This window comes from Micromonospora sp. (genome assembly GCF_048594385.1).
GTDB classification, from domain to species: Bacteria; Actinomycetota; Actinomycetes; order Mycobacteriales; family Micromonosporaceae; genus Micromonospora; species Micromonospora wenchangensis.
The window spans coordinates 1-11,252 of the sequence record NZ_JBMDWU010000401.1 but is presented as its reverse complement, the minus strand read 5'-3'; the positions used below and the strand labels follow the sequence as shown (position 1 = coordinate 11,252).

Annotated in this window: 11 protein-coding genes; 4 read left to right on the top strand and 7 right to left on the bottom strand. The window is 75.6% G+C overall.

Annotated elements, in window-relative coordinates:
• The coding region (locus tag ACOJTC_RS21440; RefSeq protein WP_420118222.1) for a diguanylate cyclase at positions 1-2,192 on the bottom strand (2,192 nt) is incomplete at its 3' end.
• Between the two features lie 85 nt (positions 2,193-2,277).
• Between ACOJTC_RS21440 and ACOJTC_RS21435 the strand changes: the two genes are divergently transcribed.
• From ACOJTC_RS21435 to ACOJTC_RS21425, 3 genes are all read left to right on the top strand, one after another.
• Entirely contained in the window at positions 2,278-2,922 is a 645-nt protein-coding gene (locus tag ACOJTC_RS21435) for a 5-formyltetrahydrofolate cyclo-ligase (RefSeq protein WP_420118221.1), read from the top strand.
• Positions 2,923-2,998: 76 nt separating this feature from the next.
• A complete protein-coding gene (locus tag ACOJTC_RS21430) occupies positions 2,999-3,472 on the top strand; it encodes an FmdB family zinc ribbon protein (protein WP_420118220.1) in 474 nt (157 codons plus the stop codon).
• Positions 3,473-3,741: 269 nt separating this feature from the next.
• Positions 3,742-4,290 (top strand): flagellar biosynthesis protein FlgA, encoded by a 549-nt coding sequence (locus ACOJTC_RS21425; protein WP_420118219.1) that lies wholly within the window; start codon positions 3,742-3,744, stop codon positions 4,288-4,290.
• Positions 4,291-4,442: 152 nt separating this feature from the next.
• On the opposite strand, the gene ACOJTC_RS21420 is transcribed toward ACOJTC_RS21425, so the two are convergent.
• Positions 4,443-4,634, bottom strand: a complete 192-nt coding sequence (locus ACOJTC_RS21420) for a hypothetical protein (protein ID WP_372444632.1) — start codon at positions 4,632-4,634, stop codon at positions 4,443-4,445.
• A gap of 1,150 nt (positions 4,635-5,784) precedes the next feature.
• On the bottom strand, positions 5,785-6,267 hold the full coding sequence (locus tag ACOJTC_RS21415) for a DUF2231 domain-containing protein (RefSeq protein ID WP_204927522.1): 483 nt from the start codon (positions 6,265-6,267) through the stop codon (positions 5,785-5,787).
• A gap of 165 nt (positions 6,268-6,432) precedes the next feature.
• On the opposite strand from ACOJTC_RS21415, the gene ACOJTC_RS21410 reads away from it, so the two are divergent.
• On the top strand, positions 6,433-7,287 hold the full coding sequence (locus ACOJTC_RS21410) for an oxygenase MpaB family protein (protein WP_420118218.1): 855 nt from the start codon (positions 6,433-6,435) through the stop codon (positions 7,285-7,287).
• Between the two features lie 36 nt (positions 7,288-7,323).
• On the opposite strand, the gene ACOJTC_RS21405 is transcribed toward ACOJTC_RS21410, so the two are convergent.
• The 4 genes from ACOJTC_RS21405 to ACOJTC_RS21390 all read right to left on the bottom strand — a co-directional run bounded on the left by ACOJTC_RS21405 (position 7,324) and on the right by ACOJTC_RS21390 (position 11,022).
• Positions 7,324-8,160: a RecB family exonuclease gene (locus tag ACOJTC_RS21405; protein ID WP_420118223.1), complete on the bottom strand. Its 837-nt coding sequence runs from the start codon at positions 8,158-8,160 to the stop codon at positions 7,324-7,326.
• A 126-nt stretch (positions 8,161-8,286) separates the two neighbouring features.
• Entirely contained in the window at positions 8,287-8,901 is a 615-nt protein-coding gene (locus tag ACOJTC_RS21400) for a MarC family protein (RefSeq protein ID WP_420118217.1), read from the bottom strand.
• Positions 8,902-8,941: 40 nt separating this feature from the next.
• Complete coding sequence (locus ACOJTC_RS21395) at positions 8,942-9,808, bottom strand: PHP domain-containing protein (protein ID WP_420118216.1); 867 nt, start codon at positions 9,806-9,808, stop codon at positions 8,942-8,944.
• Positions 9,809-9,831: 23 nt separating this feature from the next.
• Positions 9,832-11,022, bottom strand: a complete 1,191-nt coding sequence (locus ACOJTC_RS21390) for a TolB family protein (RefSeq protein ID WP_420118215.1) — start codon at positions 11,020-11,022, stop codon at positions 9,832-9,834.
• Positions 11,023-11,252: the final 230 nt, after the last annotated feature.

Sequence of the window (11,252 nt, the reverse complement as noted above, 5' to 3'; positions counted from 1 at the left end):
CGCCGGGTCGCCTGGTGGTCGAGGGGTCCCGGGGGGGCGGGGGGCCGGGGGGGGTTGGGATCTAGGTTGGCGGGGGGGTCGGTGGGTGGCGGGGGGGTGGGAGGGCCGGCGCGGGGCAGGCCGTCGGCCGGGCTGGTCGCCCCCGCCGGTACGACGATCTCCTCGACCGCACCGTCCCCGACCGGCGTCGGTCGGGGCCGCGCGGTCGCCACCCGGTAGCCGTCGCGGCCGGCGCCCTTGGCCGCGTACAACGCCTCGTCGGCGGCGTCCAGCACCTCCACACCGGTGCTGGCGTGGTCGGGATAGACGGCGATGCCGATGGAGACCGACACCGCGATCGTCGTCGGGCCGCCCGCATGGCCCGGCACCACGACCGGGGTGTCCCGCACCGCCGCGCCCAACCGCTCGGCCACGGTCGCCGCGCCCCGGGCGTCGGTCTCCGGCAGCAGCACCACGCACTCCTCGCCGCCCTGCCGGAAGGCGAGATCCACCACGCGGATCTCGCCCCGCACCCGGCGGGCGAACTCGGCGAGCACCGCGTCCCCGGCGGCGTGTCCGTAACTGTCGTTGACGGTCTTGAAGCGGGCCAGGTCGAGAACGAGGATGCTGAGCATCCGACCGAACCGGCTGGCCCGCTCCACCTCCCGACGCAACGACTCACGCAGGTAGCGGTAGTTCCACAGCCCGGTCAACGGGTCGGTCAGCGACAGCCGCTGCGCCTCCTCGTGCACCCGGACGTTCTCCACCGCCACCGCCGCGTGCCCGGCGAAGGTCCGCAGGGTGGCCAGGTCGTCGTCGTCGAACTCGTCGCCGCCCAGCCGGTCGTAGAGGACCAGCACGCCGACCGCCGGCTCCCGACCGGTGGCGTCCCCGCCGGGTGCGGTGAACGGCACCGCCACGTACGTCTCGCACCACGGTTCGCCGGGCGGCGTCGCCCCGGGCGACACCCGGCCCCGCTGCGGTTCGCCCGTGGCGGCGACCGCACCGACCACCCCCGCGCCGACCGGCACCCGCAGCTCCTCCGGCTCGGTGCCCGCCGGGCAACGCCCGGCCAGCCCCTCCGCGCACCGCCCGACGAGCGTCGCCGCGTCGTCGCGCAGCAGCACCGCCCCGGCCCGCGCCCCGGTCGCCGCGATGGCGCTGTGCAGGATCACCCGCAGGATGCGTTGCAGGTCGTGGGTGCTGGCCAGGGTGTCCCCGAGCACCCCGAGATGCCCACGCAACTGGTCCCGGCTGCTGGTCAGCGCGGTCACGTACCCGGCGGTCTCCCGGATCATCCGGTTGAACGCGGCGGCGAGCCGGCCGATCTCGTCCCGGCTGCGCACCGGCACCCGGGTGGTCAGGTCACCCTGGGCCACCCGGTCCACCGCCCCGGCCAGCTCCACCAGCGGCCGGGTGGTGACCCGGGCCAGTCGCCACGCGGTCAGCACGGCCAGCACGGCGGCCAGCAGCACCGCCCCGACCAGCGCGGCCGGCAGGCCCGACGGTCGTTCACCGGCGACGGAGAGCACCAGCGGCAGCGGCTGCCCGGGGGCCGGCCCGAGCCGCCTGACGTACCGGCCGTCGGGGGTCGCGGTGACCCGGTCGCCGTCGAGGGAGCCGGCGGCGGCGAGCACCGCCTCGCGTACCCGACGGGTCTCGGTGGTGTGGGTGATCCGGTCGGGGCCGTCGGTGTCGTCGAGCAGGGTGACCGCGACGCCGGTCGCGGCGGCCAGTCGGGCCACGAACGCCGGGTCGACCACCTCGGCGGCGGCCACTGTGCCGAGCGGCGTGCCGGCCGGGTCACGCAGGTCCACCCGGGCGCTCAGCGCCCGCACCGGTCCGCCGCTGCGGGCCGTCCCCGTGCAGTCCTGCCAGGGGGTCGCCGGTCCGCCCGGGGTGGCGTACGTGGTGCTGCCGGCAACGTCGGTGACCAGCACGGCGGCGGCCAGGCCCCGGCTGACCACCTGACCGGCCGTGCCCGCCCGGGTCGCCGGGTCGGGGCGCAGGGCCACCGCGTCGGCGGCGGCCCGCAACTGCTGGCAGAGCGCGTCGATCGAGGTACGCACGGCGGACGCGGCCAGGCCGAGGCGCTCGGTGGACCGGCTGCGGTCCACCGTCGACAGCGTGGTGCCGACGAAGACCGCGCCGAGCAGCACCGGGCCGAGCACCACCGTGAGGAAGGCCGCCGTCAACCGCCCGCGTAGCGTCAACGCTGTCCCCCCGGAAGTTCCAGGCCCGTTCCTGCGATGCTGACACAGAGCAACCGTGTTGACAGCGTTGCGTCAGGAGTGTTGCGTGCCCGATTTTTCTGATGAAGCGGAAGCCGTCCACGCGGCGAAACGCGAGACGCGGGTCGCGCTGCTCGCCCGCCGTCGGGCGCTCACCGCACCCCGGCGGGCCGCCGCCGCGGCGCGCGTCCAGGCCGAGCTGACCGCGCTGGTACGCCGGCTGCGGCCGGCCCGGATGACCGGGTACGTGCCGGTCGGCTCCGAGCCGGGCGGTCCCGACCTGCCCGACGTGCTGCGGGCTGCCCTGCCGGCCGGGGCGGAACTGCTGCTGCCGGTGCTGTGCGACGACCTCGACCTGGACTGGGCCGCCTACGCCGGGCCGGGCACCCTGGTCGCCGCCGGCCGGGGCATGCGCGAGCCGGACGGCCCCCGGCTCGGCCGGACGGCGATCGTCGGAGCCACCCTGGTGGTGGTGCCCGCGGTGGCGGTGGACCGGCGCGGCCTGCGGCTGGGGCGGGGCGGCGGCTCCTACGACCGGGCCCTGGCCCGGGTGCCGGCGGCCACCCTGACCGTGGCGCTGCTGCACGACGGCGAACTGCTCCCGGCGCTGCCCGCCCGGCCGCACGATCGACCGGTGGGTGCCGCGCTCACCCCGTCGGACGGGCTCCTCGCGCTTCCGGCACCGACCTCCGTTGATCATCCGGCGGGTTGACGCTGCGGTCCGGGGACGCCCGGTGGACGGAGGACGATCACGTCCGCTGGACGAATCCGGGTCCGATGACGCACCATTGGCACTCGAATACGTCGAGTGCCAACCGGCCGTACCAGATCCGGAGGAGAACGTGCCCACGTACCAGTACGCCTGCACCGCGTGCGGCCACCAGCTCGAGGCGGTGCAGTCGTTCTCCGACGAGCCGCTGACCGAGTGCCCCGCGTGCGAGGGGCGGCTGCGCAAGGTCTTCAACTCGGTCGGGGTCGTGTTCAAGGGCTCCGGCTTCTACCGCACCGACTCCCGGGCCTCCGGCAGCGAGGGCAAGAGCGGCGCGGCGAAGTCGCCGAAGTCGGAGGGTTCCTCGTCCGGCGGAGACTCCTCGGGTTCCGGCTCGTCGTCCAACTCGGGTTCGTCGTCCAGCTCGGGCGGGTCGTCCGGCTCGGGCGGGTCCTCGGCGTCCGGCTCGGGTTCGTCGTCCGGCTCGGGCGGGTCCCCGGCGTCCGGCTCGTCCAGCTCCACCAAGTCCCCCGCCACCAGCACCTCCTCCTGACCCCCACGCCCAGCACCCACCCCCGCCAGCCCGGGTTGATCAAGAGATTCGCGTCAAGTGGATCTCTGCGGATGACGCGAACCTCTTGATCACCGCCCCCGGGTCCCGGCCGGGGGCGGTCGGGGCGGGCCCGGGGCGGGTGGGTTTTCCACCGGGCGAGCCGTTGTCCACCGGCTGTGGACAACGGCTCGTAAGGTGTGTGGTTTCCGCCTAGCCTGCTGAGCCGGGACGCCACCAGGGCATCCCGGTGGAACAGGTGGAGGTGGGTCATGGCGGCCAGGGGCACGGGCGGCGACGGCTCGCTACGACCGTTCCGCTGGCCGCGTCGGCCGGGTGGGGCGACCCTGGTGCGCGCGGTGCTGGTCGCCGTTCTGCTGGGTCTGGCGGTGATCGTCCTGGACGCGGGCCGGCCCGCCCCCACCACATCCCACGGGCGTACGGCTGCCGACGGGATCGCCACCCCACACGGGCAGGACGCTGACCGATCCGATCCAGCTCGTGATCGAGCCGCCGACGGGAAGGCTCCAGGTGCGCTGCCACTGCCGAGCGGCTTCGTCGGAGTGCCCGTACGCCTGGCCGAGCCGGCCGCCCTCGCGGTCCTGCGCCCCGGCGCGCGGGTCGACCTGCTGGTGCTCCCGGCGGGACGGAACGCCGGTGAGACGGTCCTGTTGGCAGCCGACGCGCTGGTGCTCGACGTGGTGGGTGGGAACGCGGTCGACGGTTCGTCCGCGCTCTACCTGGCGGTCCGACCCGATCAGGCGCAGCGCTCGGTCGGCCAGCCGGAGGGCAGCCGCTTCAGCGTCGTCATCCGAGGATGATCCCGTCGTCTTCGACGGCGGTTCGGGGCGCGCAGCGGGGCCGATGTTGCGGCATCGCCCACCCCGGATACCGCAACATCGGCACCCTTGAGTGGATCTTGCCGACGACCGTGCCCGGTCGGGCGGCCCTGGTCGGGCGGGCCCGGGGGGGGTCAGCTCCAGTGCGGGGGACGCTCGGCGAGCAACCAGTCGTCGTTGCCGCCCCGGCGCTCACCCCAACCGAAATCGGTGTCGTCGGTGGTCTGCTCGGGCAGCACCACGAAGTCGTCGCTGAGGTCGACCGTGCGGTCGTCGTCGCCGGGCACGCCATGCCCGGCCGGGTCCTCGGGGATCACGATCGGCAACACTACCCCGCGCCGGCCCCACCCCGGCGCACCACCGAAGGCACTACTCCGGCACCCACCCGGACCGCAGCGGGCGGGATGCAGCCGACCGAACCGCCACCAGCGCCGGGGGATGCCGGTCGAAGATCGCCGCGTCGGACCGGCTGACGGGCTCCTCGCGTTGGTAGCGTCGGACGGCGTGACGACGCCCAGCGGTACCAGCCCCGAGGACGAGTACTGGCGACGCCCGCCCACCCCCTCCCCCTCCGGACCGACGCCCCCGTCGAGCGACGCGGAAACGGCGGAACAGACGGACGCGGCCCCGCCACCCGCTTCCTCCCAGCCGCACCCGCCCGTCACGGACCCGTCCGGTAAGGCCGGCGCGGGACGGGGGGCGGAAGCCGGCACGACAGAGACAGAGCCCGCAACCGGCCCGGGAGGAGTAACTGCCGAAGCCGGCCCGGGAGAAGGAACGGGAGCCGGGTCCTCAGCCGGCCCGGGAGAAGGAACGGAAGCCGGGTCCGCAGCCGGCCCGGGGGAGGGAACGGAAGCCGGGTCCGCAGCCGCGACGGATGCGGGGGCCTCGCCGATACCGTCGCTCTGGGCCAGCCCGGCCGACGGGTCGGCGTCGGGCCTTCCGGCTCGGTCGTCCGCTGCACCGCCCGCCCAACCCGGACAGCCCGGCCCACAGCCCGGCCAGCCCGCTCCACCACCCGCCCAGCCCGGCCAGCACGCTGCGGGCGCGCCCTCCGGTGCGGGACCCGGCCCGGGGGCGTCCGGGCCAGCAACAGGCCCGGCGGCACCGGAAACGGGCGGGCCCTTACGACAGACGGGCGGGCCGGTACCGCAATCGGGCGGGCCGGCGTCGAAGACGGGCAGGGCGGCATCGGACCCGGGGTGGGCGGGCGCGGGGCAGGCGGGGACGGCCGGTTACGCCGGGCCGCCGCCGACCACGCCCCCGCCGCCGGGCTGGCGTCCTCCCGTACACCTGGCGGCGACCCCGGCCCGCACCCTGCCGGCGCAGGACATGGAGGCGATGGACGCCGCGGAGCAGCAGGCGCAACGGATCACCTGGAGCGTCGGCGCGGTGGTCGGGGTCGTCCTGCTGGTGTTGCTCTGCCTGCTCTGCTCGCGGGCGCTGTTCTGACCGCCGCCCGACGGGGGTCACCGGTCAGAACGTGTTGCTCCACACCGAGGCGGCACCGCTGTCCCCGGTGAGATAGACGTAGACCAGGGCGAACACGGCCAGCACCACGGTGATCGCGGTCAGCACCCAGGGCGTCCAGGCGGGCAGGTCCGGGGTACGCACCCGGTTGCTGGTCACCGCCAGCAGCAGCAACGCCGCCACGGCCAGGCCGATGGTGAACCACTGCAGCGTCTCGCCGTACTCGGAGTGCTCGTGGATCTTGGCGAGCAGTTCGGGCGAGTAGCCCTTCGCCCGCAGCGCCTCCTCGAAGGCCTCCCCCGACTCGGTCGCCACCCAGGCGAGGACGGGGGTGATCACGGCCAGGACGGCCACCGCCCAGTCGAGGCGGGGCCGCCAGCGGGGCATCAGCCCGTAGGCGCTGGCGAGCAGCGCGAGCAGCGGCACGAAGACCACCACGGCGTGGACCACCAGGACGTGACCGGGCAGACCGTTGATCTCCTTGAACACCGACACCTCCGAGGGTGGAATGCGGGTTGCGGCAGACAGCGTACGTCGCGACGTGCCCCGCAGGAGTACACGCGGCGAAGACCGCTCAGGTTCATCCGCCCGGTGGCGTCCCGGGCAGCGCCCCGACGACCGGCGGTTCCCGGCCGGGCGTGGCACTGTTGACGGGTGGACACCGACGATCTCGGCCTCTTCGGTCCCGGTTCGGTCACCTGGAAGGTGCACGACGAGCCGATCCTGATCGTCGCCGGCCTGCGTTCCCTCTACCTCCAGACCCTGCACCCCCGGGCGATGGCCGGGGTGGCCCAGAACAGCAACTACCGGTCGGACGCCTGGGGGCGGCTGGTCCGCACCGGCACGTACATCGACACGGTGAACTACGGCACCACCGCCGAGGCCGAGGCGGCCGGCCGGCGGCTGCGGGCCCGGCACGCCCGGCTGCACGCCACCGACCTGTTCACCGGGGAGCGGTTCCGGATCGACGAGCCGGACCTGCTGCGCTGGGTGCACGTCACCGAGGTCGAGTCGTTCGTGAGCACCGCCCGCCGGGCCGGCCTGTCGCTGACCGACGCCGAGGTCGACGGGTACTACGCCGAGCAGCGGCGGGCCGCCGCGCTGGTGGGGCTGGACCCGGCCGGGGTGCCGGGCAGCGCCGCCGAGGTGGCCGACTACTACCGGGCGGTCCGGCCCGAGCTGCGGATGACGAAGGAGGCGGCCGAGACCGCGCTGTTCCTGACCGCCCCGCCGATCCCGTGGAAGCTCAGCCGACCGGCCCGCCTGGGGCTGAGTCTGGGGCCGCCACGCTGGGCGTACTTCGGGGTGGCCGGCACCGCGCTCGGGCTGCTGCCGCCGTGGGCGCTGCGGCTCTACGGCGGCCTGGGGCTGCCCACCACCGCGCTGTCGGCCGACCTGAGCGTCCGGACGTTGCGGCTCGCCCTGGCGGCGCTGCCCCGCAACTGGCGGGAGAGCCCGATCCAGCAGGCGGCGAAGACCCGTGCCGCCCGCCGCACCGCCGCCGCCTGACCACCCCGGACGGGTCGCCCCGACGCGGACGGCCGGTCAGTCGGCCACCGGAGCGGCGGGACGGTCGATCGCCGACCACGGCTCACGGCCGGGGGTCTGCACGCCGACCGGGCAGGTACGGCGGTAGTCGCACCAGCCGCAGCGGGGCCCGGCCACGGTGGGGAACGCCTCGTCCGGGTCGGCCCCGTCGGTGACCGCCCGCTCGGCGGCCATGATGTCCCGGGCGGTGTCCTCGGCGCGGCTGAGCTGCCGGGCCAGCGACTCCTCGCTGTGGTCGTGCCCGGCGACGGTGCCGGTCGGCAGGTGGTGCAGCTCCACCCGGCGGCAGGGCCGACGGAACGTCCGCTCGGCGGCGTACGCGTAGAGGGCGAGTGCCTGCGAGCCGCGTGCGTCGTCGGCGTCCAGCCCGGTACGGCCGGTCTTGTAGTCGACGATGACCAGTTCGGGGCCGTCCGGGCCGGGGCGGGAGTCGATCCGGTCGGCGCGCCCGTTGAAGGCCAGCACTGCCGTCTTGACGGCGACCACCCGTTCCACGCCCAGCGGGTCGTCGCCGGGGTCGAGGGTCGCGACGTAGCCCTCCAGCCAGCCCAGCGCCCGCTGGTAGGCCGCGCGCTCCTGCTCGTCGTCGCGGTAGCCCTCGCGGACCCAGGTGCCCTTGAGCAGGGCGGGCAGCGCCTCGGGACGTCGACGGTCGGCAGGCAGCGCATACCAGTTCTTCAGGGCGGTGTGCACGCTCGCGCCGAGCGAGTTGTGTGCCCACGGCGGGCCCTTCGGCGGGGCGGGCCGGTCGACGTAGGCGTAACGGTAGCGCCGGGGGCAGTCGGCGTACGCGCCGAGTTTGCTGGGTGTGCAGGTGAAGAGCCGTTCGGGCATGCCGGCGAAGCCGAGTTGCTCGGGTTGGCCGGAGCGGGGCCGGGGAGTACCGGCGGAGGAGGCTCGTCGCACCCCGGTGATCCTGCCAGCCCGGTACGACAGCCCGCCGGCGGCACGACGGGCGGATCAGCTCATGTTCACGTACTGGGTGACGAAGGCGGCCACCGCGTCGGCGATGAGCTGCACGGCGATGGCGGCCAGCAGCAGGCCGGCGATCCGGGTCAGCACCTCGATGCCGCCCGGCCGGAGGATCTTGACGATCCCGCCCGAGAACCGCAGCACCACCCAGACCGCCAGCATCACCGCGACGATCGCGGCGGCGATCGCCGAGACCTGTCCCACCCCGTCGGCCTGCTGCACGAACAGCATGGTCGCCACGATCGCGCCGGGCCCGGCCAGCAGCGGAGTGCCCAGCGGCACCAGGGCGATGTTGGAGGTGGCCTGCTGGCTGGGGTCGTCGGCCTTGCCGGTGAGCAGTTCCAGCGCCACCAGGATCAGCAGCAGGCCGCCGGCCGCCTGCAAGGCCGGCAGGTCGACGTGCAGGTAGGCGAGGAGGGTCTGGCCGGCGACGGCGAAGACCACGATGACGCCGAGCGCCAACGCGACCGCCTGCCAGGCGGCCCGGTTACGGTCACGGGCCGGCAGGGGTCCGGTCAGGGCGAGGAAGATCGGCATCATGCCCGGCGGGTCGACGATGACCAGCAGGGTCACGAAGACCTCACCGAAGAGCTTGAGATCCACCGGACGAGGGTAGCGGTGCCGCTGGCAGGCGAAACGCGGATCACCCGGAAGCGACGCCGGTCACTCCGGAGGACGCCGCGACGATCCGCTCGTACGCCTCCGGCGCGGTGGTGTGCGCGCCCAGCCGGACGGTCTTGTGGCTGCCGTGGAAGTCCGACGAGCCGGTGACCAGCAGGCCCAGGTCGGCGGCGAGCCCCCGGACGTGCGCCGCCTCGGCGGGGGTGTGGTCCTCGTGGTCGGCCTCCAGGCCGGCGAGCCCCGCGGCGGCCAGCTCGGCGATCAGCGAGTCGGGGACGATGCGCCCCCGCCGGCTGGCCCGGGGGTGGGCGAACACCGGCACGCCGCCGGCCGCCCGGACCAGGGCGACGGCCCGGAACACGTCGATGTCCTCCTTGGGCAGCCGGTACCGCTGCCCCAGCCACTGCGGGCCGAACGCCTCGGTGGTGGTGGCGACCAGGCCGATCCGGATCAGCGCGGCGGCGATGTGCGGGCGACCCACCGTGCCCCCGTCGGCGGCGGCCATGATCTCCGGCCAGCTCACGTCGATCCCGTCGGCCCGCAGCAGCTCGACGATCCGTTCCCCGCGTGCCTCCCGGGCCCGTCGTACCCGGGCCAGCTCGGTGACCAGCTCGGGGTGTTCCGGGTCGAACAGGTAGGCCAGCAGGTGCAGCGGCAGCGCCGGTTGGGCGCCCTGCCAGCGGCAGGACAGCTCCGCGCCCGGTACGAGGCTGAGCCCGGCCGGCAACGCGTCGACCGCCGCCGCCCACCCGGCGGTGGTGTCGTGGTCGGTGATCGCCACGACGTCCAACCCGGCGTCGGCGGCGGCCCGGACCAGTTCGGCCGGGCCCAACGTGCCGTCGCTGGCGGTGGAGTGGGCATGCAGGTCGATCAACGGGCGCGCGGGCATGATCCCGACGCTACCCGGGCAGGTCACCCCGGGTCGGTGCCGGTCACCAGCACCGGCCGGACGCCGTCGGCGACCCCGGCGACCGGGGTCGAGGCAGCCCGCTGGCCCGCCAGCGCCTCGGCGGGGCGCAGCCGGACCAGCGCGCCGTCCCGGTCGACGTACCCCGCCGTCCGGGTGTCCGTCCAGGTCACCACTCCGTCGATCACCGGGCCGGCGGTCCGCGACGGCGGGGCGGTGCCGGTCAGGTCGACCAGGACCGCGCCGTCCACCCCGGCGACCCGGCTGTTGACCAGCAACCAGCGCCCGTCGGGAGAGACCGCACCCCGGCCGTCGGCGGCGGGCGTCGGCGCTCCCCGGGTGGTGGCCGGGGTGAGGTCGGGGTCGAGCAGGGCCAGGTCGCTCCGTGCCCCGGCACGCACCCGGGCGGCCAACCGACCGTCCGGCATGATCCCGTAGACATCGAGGACGTCCGGGGCGACGGGCCCGGGCGACCCGCCCGGCGTCGGCCGCCACCACCGGTGACCACCTGCGGCACCGGCCCGCAGCAGCACCCGGTCGCCGACGAACCGGACCGGCACCGCGTCGGCCAGCGGTCCGGTCACGGGGGCGATGAGCTGACCGGCGACGATCACGGCGGCGAAGAGCCGGCCGTCGTCACGCCAGGCCACCTGCCGCCCGTCGGGCGACAGGGCGATCTCGTCCGCCCCGGCGAGCAACGCCCGGGGCTCACCCCCGGCGGGCACCACCCAGAGGGTACGGCCGGCCGCGGTGACCGCCCCGGTCAGCAGCCAGCCGCCGTGGTCGGGTAGCCGTTGCGCGCGTTCGACCGGCCCGACGCCCAGCTCGTACCGTTGCCCGGCGGCGGTGACCAGGGTGCCGGCGACGACCAGGTCGACCCCGCCGTCGGCGGGTTGCTGCGGCGGGGCGGGCGCGACCGGCCCGGCGGACAGGCTGGCCACCCCGCGCGGGTCGCCGAGCACCACGGTCGGCGTGGTGGGGCGGTCCGGCTGCCCTCCGAGCTGGGTCATCCCCCCGGTGACCAGGGCGGTCGCCACGCCGGCCAGGGCGAGCCCGGCGACCGTACGCCGTCGTCGCACCCGACGGGCCCGCCCGAGCGCCACCCCGGCCGGGTCGGCGGGCAGCCGGTGCGGTACGGCGACCCGCTGGACGAGGGTCTCCCGCAGCGCCTGCTCCAGCGGCTCGTCGTGCGTCACGGCGAATGGACGCTCGGGGGCACCCGTCTGGTTGTCCGACCGGGGTGAGGAGGGTTTCATCGGCTCTCCGCAGCGACCGCGGTGGTCGGGTTCGGTCGGGTGCCCGCGCCGACCGGCCGGGCCGTCTCCGGGTCGTCACCGGTCCCTGCGGGTGCCGCTCCCGGTGGGGCGGTTCCGGCCCGGGTGGGCGGCCCGCCGACGGGGGCGAGGGCGGGTGGCGGCCCGGTGAC